Source organism: Rickettsia africae ESF-5 (genome assembly GCF_000023005.1).
Lineage (GTDB): Bacteria > Pseudomonadota > Alphaproteobacteria > Rickettsiales > Rickettsiaceae > Rickettsia > Rickettsia rickettsii.
The window spans coordinates 190,130-206,487 of record NC_012633.1 but is presented as its reverse complement, the minus strand read 5'-3'; the positions used below and the strand labels follow the sequence as shown (position 1 = coordinate 206,487).

The following is a 16,358-nucleotide window of genomic DNA, read 5'->3' as shown; positions in this document are numbered from 1 at the left end:
AAATGATATCAGATATAAACGCTCTAAAGTATAAAAAAGTTTTACTTAAAGTGTCAGGGGAAGCTTTAATGGGAGATAAGCAATTTGGGCATGAATATGACGTAATAAAAAAGATCGCTATCGATATTAAAGAAGTTATCGATTTAGGAGTCGAAGTCGCTATTGTAGTCGGCGGTGGAAATATTTACCGCGGGATTAATGCAGCACTTGTCGGTATGGACCGAGCTTCAGCGGATTATATAGGTATGCTTGCAACGGTGATTAATGCTTTAACTTTACAAAACGTTATGGAAAGCCTCAATATCTATACAAGAGTTCTATCGGCTATTCCTATGATGAGCGTGTGCGAACCTTATATTCGCCGCAAAGCTAAAAGACATATGGAAAAAAAGCGTGTAGTAATTTTTGCCGGCGGTACGGGCAACCCGTTTTGTACAACCGATAGTGCCGCAGTACTTCGCGCAATCGAAATGAATTGCAATATTTTATTAAAAGCAACTCAGGTTGACGGTGTATATGATTCCGACCCTAAAAAAAATCCGGATGCTAAAAAATATTTCACTATTAACTATAAAGATGTTATAACTAATAACCTGCAAGTCATGGATACGGCAGCTATTGCAGTTGCAAGAGAAAATAAATTACCTATAAGGGTATTTTCGATAAAAGAACAGGGAAATTTTGCTAGAGTAATACAAGATAAAGGGGAATATACGACAATTGAGGAATAATATATTGTAGTGTGAATTGTTGTATGATTTTTATGTCATTTCCGCATAGGTGTTGTTGCGTAGAGACTAAATCGTCATTGCGAGCAGCCGTAGGCTACGTGGCAATCTAGGAAAAATAATAAAAAATTTTGTAGATCAGAATTTTTTACTAGATTGCTTCGTCAAAACTTATAGTTTGTCCTTGCAATGACGGAAAAACCAATCTACGCGGGAATTACATCGGGGACATTTCCTAATACATATAACAATGTCTCAATTCGTGTACTAATAATATATGGATAAATAAAGATGGATAAAGAGCATTTAAAGAAAAACTTACAAGAAAAGATGGAGAAAGCTCTAAAAGTTTTAGATCATGAGCTTAAAGGGCTACGTACCGGTAGAGCTTCAGTGAATTTACTTGATAGCGTAACCGTGGAAGCTTACGGGAGTAAAATGCCGCTTTCACAAGTTGCTTCTCTATCCACCCCTGATGCACGAACAATTAACGTGCAGGTTTGGGATAAATCTATGGTATCATCGGTAGAGAAAGGAATTACGATAGCAAATCTTGGCTTAACTCCTGCAACGGACGGTCAATTAATCAGACTGCCGATACCGGCTTTAACTGAAGAAAGACGTACAGAACTGGTAAAACTTGCTCATAAATACGGTGAAGATACTAAAATTTCATTACGTAATATTAGAAGAGACGGCAATGAAGCACTTAAAAAGCTAGCAAAGGATAACGTTATCGCAAAAGATGAGCATCATAGCTTATCTGAACAAGTACAAAAGCTAACCGATGATTATAGTAATAAAGTTGACTCGGTAATAAAACAAAAAGAACAAGAAATAATGACTGTTTGATTTTCTATGTCATTTCTGCTTTAGATTTGTTTCGTGGATACTAAATCATCATTGCGAGGAGGCCATTGTTGTGTGGACCGGTAAAATCCACTGTGTCACCCCGTGGCTTGACCACAGGGTCTATAAAAACAATAAAAAATACTAATAATTTTATAACTGGATCCCACAATCAAGTCGCGGAATGACAGCAGTGGAATTGATCCACGCAACAATACCTTGCGAGGAGAAAAGCGACGTGGCAATCCAGAAAAATCGATCCATGCAACAATGCTACGCGAGAATGACATACATTGAATCTATACTGACAAAATAAAATGACAAAATTAGTTAGAGATTTAATTCCAGAAATTATCTTAAAATCAGGCAGGATACCAGTTACTCATATTGCTGAATCATATGAGTATAAAGAATTATTAAAAAATAAACTACTAGAAGAAGTAGAGGAAATTTTACAAGATGAGTATATAGAGAAGTTGCCGATATGTTAGAAATACTTGAAACAATCTGTAATATTAATGGCTATAAACTAAAAGATATATTAAAAATTAAAAAACAAAAAAAGAAAGTTAATGGTGGTTTTGATAATAAGATAATTTTAGAAAAAATAACTAATTAGCTTTTTTGCCTTAATAAAATAAATGAGTCATGCAATAAAATCAGCTATAGAACCTTGTATCACAGGCTGTATCCAGGATCTAGCTCACAAGTCGCAGGACGACAGAAATACCGTTACAAACAGAAGCCTTCACAGGAATAACATCAGACTATACCACTCAAAATAATAAAACTATGATAACAAAAGAAGAAGCACAGAAAATAGCAAAATTAGCTAGATTAAAATTTGAAGAAGATACTGTAGAAAAATTTTTTACTCAGCTTAGTACTATTATGGATATGATCGATATTTTAAATGAAATAGATTGCAAAGATATAGAGCCTTTAACTTCGGTTTGTAATATGAATGCTAGAATGCGAGAGGACGCCGTTACAAGTTCTGATTTATCAAGTGAGTTATTTGATAATGTAAGTGGAAATAGTACTCAGCTGGCTAAAGAAGTAAAATATTTTATCACTCCAAAGGTTGTTGAATAATTATGACGGAACTAAACAAACTAACAGTAGCAGACAGTATAAAAGGTCTAAAAAATAAAGATTTTACAAGTACGGAATTAATAGGTGCACATATTAAACAAATAGAGAAGCATAGAAACCTAAATGCTTATGTTACCGACACTTTTGACTTAGCTTTAAAACAGGCTGAAGCAGCCGATCAAAATTATGCTCAAAATAACGCAAGAACCCTTGAGGGTATCCCGTTTGCCGCTAAAGATCTTTTCTGCACGAAAGGAATTAGAACTACGGCATGTTCTAATATACTGAAAAATTTTATACCTAATTATGAATCAAGTGTTACACAAAATATTTTTGATAAGGGCGGTGTGATGCTCGGCAAAACCAATATGGATGAGTTTGCTATGGGTTCAGCAAATATCACTAGTTGTTTTGGAAATGTAATTAGCCCTTGGAAAGCAAATGATGATAATGCTGATTTAGTTCCAGGCGGTTCTTCAGGCGGTTCAGCTGCAGCAGTTAGCGGATTTATGGCATCTGCTGCTCTTGGTAGCGATACGGGCGGCTCGGTACGTCAACCTGCAAGCTTTACGGGTTTAGTCGGTTTTAAACCGACATATGGTCGTTGCTCAAGATACGGAATGATATCGTTTGCTAGCTCCCTTGATCAAGCAGGAATATTTACTAGAAGCGTTTTAGACAGTAGCATTATGCTTGAAGCGATGATGGGGTTTGACGAAAAAGATTCTACTTCGATTAAAGCAGAAGTTCCAGAGCTACAATCCGCTATCGGAAGTTCTATGAAAAATATGAAGATAGGCGTACCTCTTAGCCTTGGTGAGGGCAGTATTATTGAACCTGATATTATGAAAATGTGGCAGGATACCATAGAACTACTTAAAAACGCCGGTGCTGAAATAGTTGATATTACTTTGCCGCATGCTAAATACGGTGTTGCTGTTTATTACGTAATAGCCCCGGCTGAAGCTTCTTCAAATTTATCTAGATATGACGGCGTTAGATACGGTCTTCGAGTAGAACGTGAAAATATGACGCTTGACGAAATGTATGAAATGACTAGATCAACTGGATTTGGGGAGGAAGTAAAACGTCGTATTATGATTGGAACATATGTGCTATCATCTAGTGGTATGGATGCATATTATCTAAAAGCTCAAAAAGTACGTCGTTTAGTTGCAAACGATTTTAATAATGCTTTTGCAAAAGTTGATGCCATTTTATTACCGACTGCCCCGACTGCAGCTTTTAAGATTGGTGAAAAACAAAATGATCCGACTATTATGTATTTAAACGATTTATTTACTATTCCTGCAAGTTTAGCCGGTTTACCTTGTGCATCGGTTCCTGCTGGATTATCGGCACGCGGTTTACCTCTTGGGATACAGATTATAGGTAAACAATTAGACGAATATAATGTTTTGAAAGTAGCATCGACAATTGAGTCAGGTGTAAAACATATTAAATTTGAACCAAAGGTTTTTTAATTATGGCATATATTGAAGGTAATACGGGGAAATGGGAATATGTAATAGGGCTTGAAATCCATGCTCAAATTTCCTCAAAATCTAAGCTTTTTTCAGGAAGTAGTACTATTTTTGCAGCAAATCCAAATTCGCAGGTTTCCTATGTCGATGCAGCAATGCCCGGGATGTTACCGGTATTAAATAAGCATTGTGTACACCAAGCAATTAAAACAGGACTTGGGCTTAAAGCTAAAATAAATAAATATTCGGTATTTGACCGTAAAAATTATTTTTATGCCGATCTGCCGCAAGGTTACCAAATTTCACAATTTTACTATCCTATAGTACAAAACGGCACTATGGAAATACCGACTAGTACCGGCGATCTTAAAACTATTCGTATTAACCGTTTGCATTTAGAGCAAGATGCGGGTAAATCTATGCATGATCAATCACCACATTACAGTTTTATCGATTTGAATCGTGCCGGTATTGGACTTATGGAAATTGTGACCGAACCTGATATATCATCACCGGAAGAAGCAGCTGAATTTGTAAAAAAGCTAAGAAACTTGTTACGTTATATTGGCAGCTGTGACGGTGATATGGAAAAAGGCTCGATGCGTTGCGATGCTAATATTTCAGTAAGACGTAGCGGCGAACCACTCGGCACAAGATGCGAAATTAAAAATATTAATTCAATTCGTAACATCATTAAAGCAATAGAATTTGAAGCTAAAAGACAAGTTGACTTGCTTGAAAGCGGTGAAGAAATAATTCAAGAAACACGCCTATTTAATGCCGATAGCGGCGAAACAAGAACTATGCGTTTAAAAGAAGAAGCACTTGATTATAGATATTTTCCTGATCCCGATTTATTACCGCTTGTTATTTCTGATGAGTTAATAAATGAGCTAAAAGCAAATTTACCTGAGCTACCTGATCAAAAGATTGAAAAATATACGAAGGAATTTAGCTTAAGTAAATATGATGCCGAAGTAATAGTAGCCGATGAATCGGTTGCTGAGTATTTTGAGAAAGCAGCAAATGAATGTAACCCTAAAATGCTTACTAATTGGCTAACTAGTGAATTATTTGGCCAATTAAATAAAGCATCGATAGGAATAAATGAATGCAAAATTACCCCCAGTAACTTTGCAAAACTGGTAAAATTAATAGAAAATGATACTATTTCCGGTAAAATTGCAAAAACCGTTTTTGAAATTATGTTTGAAACCGGTAAAGCACCTGATAAAATAGTAGAAGAAAAAGGACTTGTACAAGTTTCGGATAATAACGTGCTAAACACGGTAATTGACGAGGTAATAGCTGAAAATCCTGAATCAGTAGAGGGTTATAGAAGTGGTAAGGATAAATTATTCGGTTTCTTTGTAGGACAGGTAATGAAAAAAACCGGCGGTAAGGCTAATCCGACTCTTGTGAATCAGCTTTTAAAGGAGAAATTGAGTTCTTGATGCTATTCCTTTGAAGATATTGCCCGAGTGGATAGATTTTTCTGTCATTGCGAGCAGCCGTAGGCTACATGGCAATCTCGCCAAATATCCTGAGATTGCTTCGTCAATTACTACGTAATTTTCCTCGCAATGACGATTTGATATCCGTACAACAAGGGCAATACCTCGTAGGATGACACAGAACATACTCAAACTTAAAACATTATTTTTATGAAATTTCTGAAAATATTTTTACTATCTTGCTTACTAGTTTCTTGTGAAAAAAAAGAAACGGAAAAAACTTTAATAGTCGGTACTGCCGCAGATAATCCTCCTTATGAATTTATCCAAGACGGAGAGATTGTTGGGATTGATATTGATATTATCAAAGCAATAAGCGAACGTCTAAATAAAAAAGTTATCATAAAAAACTTCGACTTTAACGGTTTACTTGCAGCTTTGGTTAGTGAAAATATTGATGTTGCGGTGGCGGAGCTTTCCGTAACACCGGAGCGTGCTGAATATATCAGCTTTTCCGATAATTATGCTACTGCAAGATTTGCCATAATATATAGAACAGGTGATAATATACAAAATAGCAAAGATCTAGAAAATAAAATAGTAGGGGTACAGCTCGGTAGTGTTTTAGAAAAAAAAGCACACGATCTATCACAGACGATAAATATTAAAGTTCATTCTTTAGCAAATCATTTAATGTTGGTTGAAGAATTAAAAGCCAGAGTCATAGATGCTATTATTTCTGAGGAATTTCAAGGCAAAAAATTAAAAGAAAATAATTCAAATTTAGAAAGCAGTACTTTAGAAGAATTTTCATCCGATTTTGCTATAGGCATGTCTAAAAACTCAGGACTAATTAATGAAATTAATGAGGCAATCGATTCATTAAAAAAAGACGGAACCATTAACAAAATTATGAAAAAATGGCTGGGACAGTAACAGAAAGTCAATTTAAAGATGCTATGAGCCGATTCCCTCAGGGAGTGACTATTATAACAACAAATTGCAATAACGAACTTTTTGGCTTTACTGCTAGTTCTCTTACTTCCGTATCTTTAAAACCGCCGTTAATATTATTTTGCCTTAATAAAAACTCTTTTAGTATCAACAGTTTTCAAAAAAGTGATAAGTTTGCAATTAGTATTTTAGCAGAGAATCAAATTGATATCTCAAAACATTTTGCTAAATCACAATCTAATAAATTTACAAAAATTGATTATGAGCTTGGTAATAAAACTGATTGCCCTTTAATAAACGGTGCAACTTATCATATAGAGTGTAATAAATATGCTTCTTACGATGCCGGTGATCATGTTATATTTATCGGTGAAGTAATAAATACCGCTATTAAAAATGATTTAAAGCCTCTATTATATTTTCATAAATCGTATACAAAGATTTAATTAGGAGTATACATTGCCAATATGTTAAATATCGGTCTTAGTGGTTCTACCGGTAAAATGGGAGGAACCATTCTAGAGAGAATAGATAAATTTAAAGATTGCAAAATTGCAGCAAAATTTAATAGTACTAATAATTTAGATGATTTAGATAATTTTTGTAAAAATTCTGATGTGATCATCGATTTTTCTACCCCTGAAATATTAGAAAAATTAATTAATTATGCATTAAAACATAATACAAAATTAGTAATCGGCACCACAGGTCTCCAACCTCAACATTTTAAGCTTTTAGAAAAAGCAGCTCAAACTTTACCTGTTTTATATTCTGCAAATATGAGTATAGGAGCTAATTTGCTTAGCTATCTAGCTAAAGAAGTAACAAAAATACTAGATGATTACGATGTTGAAATTCTAGAAACGCATCACCGTAATAAAAAAGATTCACCCTCAGGAACTGCTGTTATGCTTGCTGAAACAATTGCCAGCAAAAAAGGATTAAATATAACATTTAATCGTGGTAATAGACTAAGAAGCGAAAAAGAAATAGGTATTTCCTCGCTTCGTGGTGGAAATGTTCACGGTATACATGAAATATCTTTCCTAGGTGACGATGAAATAATCACCTTAAAACACGAAGCTCTGAATAAAAATTCTTTTTCTATTGGTGCAATTAAAGCCGCTATTTGGCTACAAGATAAACCTTCTGCTTTATATTCAATGCAAGATATTTATAAAATATAATTAATATAGCTTGAAAAAATACCTTTAAGAGGCTATATTTTATTATGTAAATAACATAATCCTAAGGTTACTTATGATCGATTATACAAAAACTTTAACTGCCGCCTCAAAAAATAAAACTTTTGATGAAGGCTTAAGACAATACATGCTTAAAGTATATAATTATATGGCTTTAGCACTTTTACTAACCGGTGTAGCAGCCGTAACGACTATATCAGTTGAGCCTATTTATAATTTAATGTTTCAAACAGGTTTCGGTACTATTATAATGTTTGCTCCGCTCGGTATTGCTTTATATTTCTTTATGGGCTTCGGACAAATGAACCTGCAAACGGCACAAATATTATTTTGGGTTTATGCCGGTTTAACCGGTATGTCGCTTGCATATTTAGCTCTTATTTATACCGGTGCATCAATAGCTCGTACTTTCTTTATTTGCTCTTCCGTTTTTGGAGCAATGAGTTTATACGGTTATAGCACAAGTAGAGATTTAACATCTATGGGTTCATTTTTTGCAATGGGTCTTATAGGTCTTATCATTGCTTCATTAGTCAACTTGTTTCTAAAAAGCTCGGCTCTTTCTTTTGCTACTTCTCTTATTGGAATAGTAATATTTATGGGATTAATTGCTTGGGATACTCAAAAGATTAAGTCTATGTATTACATGGCAGGAAACGATAAAGCAGGACAAAAGCTTTCTATTATGGCAGCCTTTACTTTATATTTAGATTTTATAAATCTTTTCCTACATTTAATGAGATTTTTAGGCAATAGAAGAGATTAATCGGTATCATTCTTGCAAAGTCATGATTTTATTTCATTGCTTCGGTTTTTTCATTGTTATATCACGATCAAATCTATAGTACTGAATAGTTTTTAAAAAGACCTGAATGTCATATCCCCGCAAAAGCGGGGGTTTTGTTGCACGGCTTCAAAAACTTATTCAATGTCATTCCCACGTGGCATTGTTGCGTGGATACCGAATCATCATTGCAAACGGCTGCAGCGAACTCAGCAATCCAGAAAAAATAATAAAAAAATTCTGTAAATCAAAGTGTTTATTGGATTGCTTCATCAATTGCTGCGTTGTTTCCTCACAATGATGAGGATTTTGACCCACGCAACAACACTTTTTCACTATTAGTTAATATTAAGCAGGTTATTTTTATGTCTCAAGAGAAAACTCAACAAGAATTATTATTACAAGAGCAACTTTTTAAAGCCCTGAAAACTAATGATACAGAATTGAATGCCAAAATATCTAGAACCTGCAAAGGCATTGCCGAATCTGTTATTGACCTTTCTAATGACCAATCTCCTACTGCTGAAAGCCTATATATTAGCTATATGGCCCTAGCCGATTTAAACACTAAGGATTTAGCTAAAGTTACAACAATAATAAAAAACTCGTTTCCAGGAGATAAAAACAAGAAATTAAGGGAAATAATCGATGCACCTCTTTTAGAGCACTTAGTTATGATAGAGGCAATTGAACGACAGGTTGGATTAGATGATAGCCGATATAACGCAGATTACAGAAAACTTGAAGAAATAAGAAATCCTAATGACCCTAAAAAAGTAATTGATGCTATGCTACGTGATAAGAGGGTGGCACAGCAAGCTGAGTTTGAGGAGAAAGGAAAAAAGGCAGCAGGCGTCTCAGCCGGTTATGTTGCTAAAGATAACGCCGGTAATACTTTTATTTTAAAACATTTTTATAAAACTCATGCTGCATGCCAAAAAATACAAGGTAATCATGCACAAAGACAGGCTATGGCTGACCGAAGAGACGGAGTACAAGAATTAATAGGCTCTACCATGTATCAATTTTTATTACATGATCGCGCACCAAAAGAAGGGCTGGTAACAGCGGATGAACAACACCCTGATTCACTTTATGTACGTTCTAAATTTTTTGATAATGCTTTAACACTAACAGAATTTTCCGGTTTATCAGGTGAAACTAGAGTCAGAGATAATGATCAAAATTTAAAAAAGTTGGAAGGATTTGAAAAAGCCATAGCTGCTTGTCATATGCTAGGGGAATTAGATTATCATGCTGGTAATTTAATGGTACAGGATGGTAAAACAATAACCAAAATTGATCATGGTCGCTCTTTTTTAGCATTTCATAAGAATTTTAGCAGTATGATTCAATCAACAGCTAAAATGTTTACACATCCTGGTGTTGGCTACAGTGCTGCTATTAAAGCAGGTAATTTCTCGTTTAGTATCGATAAATATAGCGAATCATTAAATCAAATGATAAGTCAATTTGATGAGAAACAGATGGAAGCAATAGTTGATCAAAAAATTGATGAATTAAAAAAAGCTGGGTTTGATCCAAAAAATATTATGTTATCCACTAATATTCAAAATTTTGATGATTTGAGAAAACACTATAAAAGCAGTATAAAAGAAAATCTTGTTAATATGCAAGAAGTGGCTAAAGGAGCTGAGATAGTAACAAAATTCAGTAATGTTTCACCTGAATTTAAAAATGGTGGTTGGTTAGAGGCTTTCGCTAATTCACCTGTAAAAGACCCGGTACTCTATGCAATAGATAATAACATTACAATTGAAGGTAAAGATGCTAAAGAGTGGGCGTATGAAAATAATTACCAAATTAAAATTTCTATAGGCTTGAAAAAAGAAACAATCAAGGAACAACAATGGAGTAAAGATTTGGACGGAAAATGGAAAGAAAAAGAAGTTGAGGTTAAGACAGATAAAGTAGAAGTACAAATTTCTGATCCTGCAAAATCAATGCGTATACAAGACAAATCTACAGGTGAAAAATTGGCATCACTAATTGTTAATTTTACAAAGCAGGCAACAACTAAAAACGTAACCGATAAAGCAGTAGCAAAATTCTACGACAATATAATGAAAGTGCTAAAAAAAGAAAATTATCTTACCGAGCAAGATATTAAGGGTATAAAGAAAAATTTAAAATATCAGGATAACATCGAAAACACGACCAACTTATTAAATGCTAAATCTTTCAAGTTAAATTCTAAAGATACTATATATTACAAGGTAGGAATTTTTTGTGAAAAGAGAGGTTTACCTAGTATCTCAAATTATTTTATGAAACAAATTTCTTCTGAGAATTTAAATAAAATTCATAATACAGAAAAACTTATAGCAGAAAGTATAAAAATTGGTAATATACTACAACAGAAGAAGCAAGAAAGACTCCAAACAAAAAGAGTAGAAACGGTAAAAGAAATCGCATTCTCTCAATTACAAGCTAGGAAGGAAAAACATCAACAAAGATAAGCATTGTTGAGTATATGCCTTAAACGTCATTGCGAGCAGTCACAGAGTCGTTGCATAGTCCTAATGTCATTTCTAGCTAAAAGCGGAAAGCTAGTAACTATTAATCTCATCCTGCGACTTGATCGCAGGATCTAGTCTTTTTTAAATTTTTTTCTCGATACCGTGGTCAAGCCACGGTATGACAGCGAAAAGTACTGGATTTCCGCTTTTAGCTAGAAATGACATACTATAGGCCAAGTTGCGGTATGACATAATAACATACAACAACTATAAATTCTTATTCTTTTTCTGCATTTTTTCTAGCAGACGGTGAGAGCATAATGCTTAGCTCTTTTAGAGCTTTATCCTCTACATAGCTTGGGGCGTTCATTAGTAAATCTTCAGCCTGCTGGTTTAAAGGAAACGCAATTATTTCCCTTATATTTGTTGCTTCCGCAAGCAGCATAACGATTCGGTCAATACCGGGGGCTATTCCACCATGTGGTGGAGCTCCAAACTTAAATGCTCTAATCATCCCTCCAAATCTCTTATCAACTTCCTCTTCACTATAACCTGCTATGGAAAATGCTTTATACATAATTTCCGGCTTATGGTTTCTAATAGCACCGCTGGACAGTTCAATACCGTTACAAACAATATCATATTGGTATGCGGTAAGTTCTAATAACTCTTCAGTGGTTTTAGCTTGCTCTAAAGCATCTATTCCGCCCTGCGGCATAGAAAACGGATTATGGCTAAAATCAATTTTTCCTGTTTCTTCATTTAACTCATAGAATGGAAAATCGGTAATCCAGCAGAATTTAAAACAATCTTTTTCAAGTAAATCAAGCTCTTCACCAAGTCTTATTCTAACCTTACCGGCAAGTTTAGCAGCTTTCTCTTTCTTATCGCTAGCGAAAAACACAGCATCACCGTTACTAATACTAGCTGTAGCTTTTAGACTCTCTAATTGCTGCGGGCTTAAGAATTTTACTACCGGTCCCTTTGCTTCACCGGTTTCACTAAACTGAATATAGCCAAGTCCACCTGCTCCTTCTGATACCGCAAACTCTATCATTTTATCGAAGAAACTACGAGGCAGTGCAGCTGCCTTAGGTGCAGGAATTGCACGCACTATGCTACCTTTTTTAATATTCTCTCTAAAGATTGTAAAATCGGAATCTCTAAATATCTCAGTTACATCGGCAATTATAATAGGGTTACGCAAATCAGGCTTATCAGAGCCATATTTTAACATAGATTCATTATATGGAATACAAACAAAAGGAGTCTCTGATACTTTCTTATCCGTGAATTTAGTGAATAAATCATACATCACAGGCTCAATAGTACTAAATACGTCTTCCTGTGTAACAAACGACATTTCTACATCTAGCTGATAAAACTCGCCGGGTGATCTATCAGCTCTTGCATCTTCATCCCGAAAACAAGGAGCAATTTGGAAATAACGATCAAATCCTGATACCATCAATAACTGCTTGAATTGCTGAGGTGCTTGCGGTAATGCATAGAACTTACCCGGATGCATTCTACTAGGTACTAAAAAATCCCTAGCCCCCTCAGGTGAGCTTGCTGTTAAAATCGGAGTTTGAAATTCGGTAAAACCGCTTGCCGTCATCAAATGACGAATATGAGAAATAATTTGTGAGCGGAGTATTATATTATTATGTAATTTCTCACGCCTAAGATCTAAAAAGCGATGTTTAAACCTAGACTCTTCGGGAGCGTCTTTTTCAGTATTAATAACAAAAGGTAGAGTGTCCGCAGCTGACTCAACACTAAATTCCACAGCTAGCACTTCAACATGACCTGTCGGAAGCGTATTATTAATCGTGTCCTCTGATCTTGCTACAACTGTACCCCTTACCGTAATTACCGACTCATAACGCAAACGACTTGCATCCTCCATAAGCTGAGGATTTTGATCGGTAAACACGATTTGAGTTATACCGTAATGATCACGCAAATCTATAAAAACTAGATTCCCGTGATCTCTTCTTCTATGTACCCAACCGGATAGCTTAACTTCTGTTTCTACATCGGATATTTGTAATTCGTTACAATTATGAGTTCTGTATTTATGCATTTTTATTTTTTTATTATACGATTTCCCCATTATATACATAAAATCACAAATTTTCGCAAATAAAAACTAAAAATTCATCTTGCCAAAGTTTTATCTTGATATTGCAGCAGCTTTTGGCTTTGATGGGCGTTGCTGATAATTTTGTTGTTGAGGTTTTACTTGATTTAACTCACCTTTAATCCATTCATATATTGCTTTCTTAGGATTTTTAATTATCTCTGCAACATTTTCGACTAGATTTATTATTCCTTTAACTAACGATAATACATCTTTTGCTATTTCACCTATAGAATTATTACCTGCTTGTAGTTTTTCTTGGTCTTGCTTAGACAAATTACTACGTATCCTATTCATTCTTGATTTAAGCTCATCTTGTTCTAGCTCTTCTTTTGTAAAATGTGACTTAAGTTTTCTATCAACAATTTTTTGTTCTTCCGGAGTTAAATTTTTATATTGATCAACAAGCTTATTAACTTTTTCTTGTTCTTCCGGTAGTTTTGAAATATTTTCAGCAATATTTGACATTTGTTTCTCTTCTCTTATAAAGTTAAAACATATTAATTTACATTATATATATATTTTTATACAAGAAAAACTTTAATAGAAATTAACCTTTGAACGCAGCCTTAATACCTAGAAAGTCTAAAAAATTTCGTAATTCTTGACGTGCAAGCACGTGTGAGCTATTAAATGCTCTATCATATTTTGCAGTTTTTAGATCAAGTAATGTTAGACCTTGTAAAAATAACTCCCTATATATTACACGTTCACTAAATCCTTCTGCGAGTTTAAAGTTAATTCTTTTAGCAAGTTTAGCTAATACATTTCCTACGCGTCTTTTATTTAATGCATCAAGATTACTTAAACGATTACGAAGTATGACCCAATCTATACTAATTCTATCACGACTAGCACGTTCCATTTTCTGCTCCCAAATCATCTGACTATATATTGATGGGCTAATAATTTCATCCTTGCTATCGACTTTTGCTATTACGTCTAAATCTAGAAAGCTATCATTAATCGGTGTAATAATTGTATCGGCGTAAGAATGAACAACCCTTGATAAAGGAGTATGACTGCCTGGGGTATCAATCACTATATAATCGACATCCTGATTATTTTTGAGTATCGGCTCAAAACTCTTTGCTTGCTCTTCTACTTTGCTTTCCGATATATGAAAATGTTTCGGTACTAATACAGGTTTATCAGGATTGTGTTTATTATATAAATCTCGATTTTTTAAATAATTCGTTAACGAACTTTGACGTGAATCGGTATCTATACTTACTACCGAATAATTTTGATAAAGCAGAGCGATTATTAGATGCATAGAACAGGTAGTTTTACCTGCTCCGCCTTTCTCATTACCTATAACAAATATATAAGGTTTATTTATTGTGTTCATAATTATATTCAGAATAAACGAATAGTAAATAGACGAAGTTTAATGTCATTCTTAGCTCAGTATTACACATGTGGATAGTTTTTTCCGTCATTGCAAGAAAATGACGTAAGTAATTGACGAAGCAATCTCAGGATATTTGACGAGATTGCCACGCAGCCTAAGGCTGCTCGCAATGACGACTCGGTATCCATGCAGGCAATGCAACGCAAGAATAGCATTTAAGTATATTCTTTGATAAATTTCTCTAGTAATCTCACGCCGTATCCTACTGCCCCCTTAGGACCGAGTGCTGAAGCTTTATTACTATTTGCAACGCCTGCTATATCTAAATGAGCCCAATCTACTCCATCTTTAATGAAACGTTTAATGAAATGTGCAGCTATGCAGCTTCCGGCAGCTCTCGGTACGTTCCCGATATTTGCCATATCGGCTATGTCGGAGTTAATCATTGCATCATACTCATCATGCAGCGGCATTCTCCAAAGTTTTTCATTAACTTCTTCCCCTACTTTTATTAACTTATCAGCTAACTCATCATTATTGGAAAAACAACCAGCATATGTATTACCAAGTGCTATGGTTATTGCTCCTGTTAGAGTTGCAACGTCAATCACGCATTTAGGCTTAAATTTTTCTTGTGCATACCAAACAGCATCAGCAAGTACTAACCGCCCTTCTGCATCGGTATTTAAAACTTCGGCAGTTTGCCCTGACATGGTAGTTACTACATCCCCTGGACGCTGTGCATTACCGGACGGCATATTTTCGACAAGCCCTACAACACCGACTATATTTATAGGTAATTTTTGACCAGCAACCGCAATGATGGTACCCACAACTGCTGCAGAACCTCCCATATCGTATCGCATTAAGTGCATATCACTTGACGGTTTTAATGAAATACCGCCTGTATCAAAAATCACTCCTTTACCGACCAAAGCAATAGTCGGAGCATCTTTACTGCCACCTTTATATTCCATCACCACTAACTTTGACTCGTTTTGTGAACCTTGCCCCACACCAAGTAACGCTCCCATACCAAGGTTTTTCATCTCACGTTCACCGATAACATCAACATCTACCCCTAGCGGTTCAAGTCTATCAACTATTCTTTCGGCATAAACTTGAGGAGTTTTAATATTTGACGGTTCATTACTTATATCTCTTGTAAAAAATACTGCTTCAGCAATTAATTTTTTGATTTCAAATAATTTTGCCGTTTCAGTGCTATTATCAGTAAAAATTTCAATTGACTCTACTGCGAACTTCTCTGCTTCTTTTAAGGTAGTTCTATATTTATCAAATCTGTAAGAAGCAAGAAACGCACCGCTAGCAACTAAAGATGCAAATGTTTGAGATGTAAACCTGCTAATTCTATTTGTAAGTTTCAAGCCAATAGTAGAAATTTTACAACCGGTTGCATGCTGTAAGATTTTGCCGCCTAACTCTTCAATTTTTGCTTCAGTTAATTTTTCTTCATTCCCAAGACCTGCTATTATCAAATATCTAACCTCGCCTGATTTAATGACGGACGGAATAACCTTGATCTGTCCATATTTACCGGTAAATTGCAGTTTATTCTGAATAGTTTTAGAAATTAATCCATGATGTTGTTGATCAAGTCCTATTAAATTACTATCAAGCTTTAACTGTTCATCAATAAAAACTACTAGACCTTGATTAGTAGATGATTCTTCATTCACAAAATTTACGTTAAGCATATTTACTCCTTATATTATTTTTGACTTTGGATCATTCTATTTATCGTGATAAAACTTTGCAAGTATTATATATTGGTTTAAAACAAAATCTCATTAAATAGCATTTGACA

General features: G+C 34.7%; 16 protein-coding genes. 12 read left to right on the top strand and 4 right to left on the bottom strand.

The annotated features are described in order from the left end of the window. The first annotated feature begins 2 nt into the window (after positions 1-2). The 12 genes from pyrH (at position 3) to RAF_RS00975 (ending at position 11,033) form a co-directional block, all read left to right on the top strand. Complete coding sequence (gene pyrH / locus RAF_RS01020) at positions 3-731, top strand: UMP kinase (RefSeq protein WP_012719424.1); 729 nt, start codon at positions 3-5, stop codon at positions 729-731. Positions 732-1,019: 288 nt separating this feature from the next. Continuing rightward, complete coding sequence (frr, locus tag RAF_RS01015) at positions 1,020-1,580, top strand: ribosome recycling factor (RefSeq protein ID WP_012719423.1); 561 nt, start codon at positions 1,020-1,022, stop codon at positions 1,578-1,580. Positions 1,581-1,894: 314 nt separating this feature from the next. Further along, a complete protein-coding gene (locus tag RAF_RS09185; RefSeq protein WP_012719422.1) occupies positions 1,895-2,068 on the top strand; it encodes a hypothetical protein in 174 nt (57 codons plus the stop codon). Then, complete coding sequence (locus RAF_RS10265) at positions 2,062-2,196, top strand: hypothetical protein (RefSeq protein ID WP_268738931.1); 135 nt, start codon at positions 2,062-2,064, stop codon at positions 2,194-2,196. The genes RAF_RS09185 and RAF_RS10265 overlap by 7 nt, the downstream gene beginning before the upstream one ends. Positions 2,197-2,369: 173 nt before the next feature. After that, on the top strand, positions 2,370-2,672 hold the full coding sequence (gene gatC, locus RAF_RS01010) for an Asp-tRNA(Asn)/Glu-tRNA(Gln) amidotransferase subunit GatC (protein ID WP_012719421.1): 303 nt from the start codon (positions 2,370-2,372) through the stop codon (positions 2,670-2,672). Positions 2,673-2,674: 2 nt separating this feature from the next. Continuing rightward, a complete protein-coding gene (gatA, locus tag RAF_RS01005) occupies positions 2,675-4,156 on the top strand; it encodes an Asp-tRNA(Asn)/Glu-tRNA(Gln) amidotransferase subunit GatA (protein ID WP_012719420.1) in 1,482 nt (493 codons plus the stop codon). Positions 4,157-4,158: 2 nt separating this feature from the next. Continuing rightward, a complete protein-coding gene (gene gatB / locus RAF_RS01000) occupies positions 4,159-5,610 on the top strand; it encodes an Asp-tRNA(Asn)/Glu-tRNA(Gln) amidotransferase subunit GatB (RefSeq protein ID WP_012719419.1) in 1,452 nt (483 codons plus the stop codon). A 210-nt stretch (positions 5,611-5,820) separates the two neighbouring features. After that, positions 5,821-6,546 carry an ABC transporter substrate-binding protein gene (locus tag RAF_RS00995; protein WP_010976861.1) on the top strand — a complete coding sequence of 242 codons (726 nt, stop codon included), beginning with the start codon at positions 5,821-5,823 and terminating at the stop codon, positions 6,544-6,546. Next, positions 6,531-7,010: a flavin reductase family protein gene (locus RAF_RS00990; RefSeq protein ID WP_010976860.1), complete on the top strand. Its 480-nt coding sequence runs from the start codon at positions 6,531-6,533 to the stop codon at positions 7,008-7,010. The genes RAF_RS00995 and RAF_RS00990 overlap by 16 nt, the downstream gene beginning before the upstream one ends. Before the next feature lie 21 nt (positions 7,011-7,031). Continuing rightward, positions 7,032-7,751 carry a 4-hydroxy-tetrahydrodipicolinate reductase gene (gene dapB, locus RAF_RS00985; RefSeq protein ID WP_012719418.1) on the top strand — a complete coding sequence of 240 codons (720 nt, stop codon included), beginning with the start codon at positions 7,032-7,034 and terminating at the stop codon, positions 7,749-7,751. A gap of 73 nt (positions 7,752-7,824) precedes the next feature. Next, positions 7,825-8,535: a Bax inhibitor-1/YccA family protein gene (locus RAF_RS00980; protein WP_012719417.1), complete on the top strand. Its 711-nt coding sequence runs from the start codon at positions 7,825-7,827 to the stop codon at positions 8,533-8,535. Positions 8,536-8,918: 383 nt separating this feature from the next. Further along, positions 8,919-11,033, top strand: a complete 2,115-nt coding sequence (locus RAF_RS00975; RefSeq protein ID WP_012719416.1) for a hypothetical protein — start codon at positions 8,919-8,921, stop codon at positions 11,031-11,033. A gap of 277 nt (positions 11,034-11,310) precedes the next feature. On the opposite strand, the gene aspS is transcribed toward RAF_RS00975, so the two are convergent. From aspS to RAF_RS00955, 4 genes are all read right to left on the bottom strand, one after another. Then, entirely contained in the window at positions 11,311-13,119 is a 1,809-nt protein-coding gene (gene aspS / locus RAF_RS00970; protein ID WP_012719415.1) for an aspartate--tRNA ligase, read from the bottom strand. A gap of 90 nt (positions 13,120-13,209) precedes the next feature. Beyond that, positions 13,210-13,644 (bottom strand): DUF3106 domain-containing protein, encoded by a 435-nt coding sequence (locus RAF_RS00965; RefSeq protein WP_004996619.1) that lies wholly within the window; start codon positions 13,642-13,644, stop codon positions 13,210-13,212. An 82-nt stretch (positions 13,645-13,726) separates the two neighbouring features. Next, positions 13,727-14,527, bottom strand: coding sequence for a division plane positioning ATPase MipZ (locus RAF_RS00960; protein ID WP_004996620.1), 801 nt, complete (start codon positions 14,525-14,527; stop codon positions 13,727-13,729). A gap of 218 nt (positions 14,528-14,745) precedes the next feature. Next, positions 14,746-16,248 (bottom strand): leucyl aminopeptidase, encoded by a 1,503-nt coding sequence (locus RAF_RS00955; protein ID WP_010976854.1) that lies wholly within the window; start codon positions 16,246-16,248, stop codon positions 14,746-14,748. Positions 16,249-16,358: the final 110 nt, after the last annotated feature.

Bases quoted from the DNA above. Each gene is read 5' to 3' on its own strand.
- pyrH (WP_012719424.1), top strand. From the start codon at position 3: ATGATATCAGATATAAACGCTCTAAAGTATAAAAAAGTTTTACTTAAA.
- gatB (WP_012719419.1), top strand. From the start codon at position 4,159: ATGGCATATATTGAAGGTAATACGGGGAAATGGGAATATGTAATAGGG.
- frr (WP_012719423.1), top strand. From the start codon at position 1,020: ATGGATAAAGAGCATTTAAAGAAAAACTTACAAGAAAAGATGGAGAAA.
- RAF_RS00995 (WP_010976861.1), top strand. From the start codon at position 5,821: ATGAAATTTCTGAAAATATTTTTACTATCTTGCTTACTAGTTTCTTGT.
- RAF_RS10265 (WP_268738931.1), top strand. From the start codon at position 2,062: ATGTTAGAAATACTTGAAACAATCTGTAATATTAATGGCTATAAACTA.
- RAF_RS00965 (WP_004996619.1), bottom strand. From the start codon at position 13,644: ATGTCAAATATTGCTGAAAATATTTCAAAACTACCGGAAGAACAAGAA.
- RAF_RS00990 (WP_010976860.1), top strand. From the start codon at position 6,531: ATGGCTGGGACAGTAACAGAAAGTCAATTTAAAGATGCTATGAGCCGA.
- RAF_RS00975 (WP_012719416.1), top strand. From the start codon at position 8,919: ATGTCTCAAGAGAAAACTCAACAAGAATTATTATTACAAGAGCAACTT.
- gatC (WP_012719421.1), top strand. From the start codon at position 2,370: ATGATAACAAAAGAAGAAGCACAGAAAATAGCAAAATTAGCTAGATTA.
- RAF_RS00955 (WP_010976854.1), bottom strand. From the start codon at position 16,248: ATGCTTAACGTAAATTTTGTGAATGAAGAATCATCTACTAATCAAGGT.
- RAF_RS00980 (WP_012719417.1), top strand. From the start codon at position 7,825: ATGATCGATTATACAAAAACTTTAACTGCCGCCTCAAAAAATAAAACT.
- dapB (WP_012719418.1), top strand. From the start codon at position 7,032: ATGTTAAATATCGGTCTTAGTGGTTCTACCGGTAAAATGGGAGGAACC.
- aspS (WP_012719415.1), bottom strand. From the start codon at position 13,119: ATGCATAAATACAGAACTCATAATTGTAACGAATTACAAATATCCGAT.
- RAF_RS00960 (WP_004996620.1), bottom strand. From the start codon at position 14,527: ATGAACACAATAAATAAACCTTATATATTTGTTATAGGTAATGAGAAA.
- gatA (WP_012719420.1), top strand. From the start codon at position 2,675: ATGACGGAACTAAACAAACTAACAGTAGCAGACAGTATAAAAGGTCTA.
- RAF_RS09185 (WP_012719422.1), top strand. From the start codon at position 1,895: ATGACAAAATTAGTTAGAGATTTAATTCCAGAAATTATCTTAAAATCA.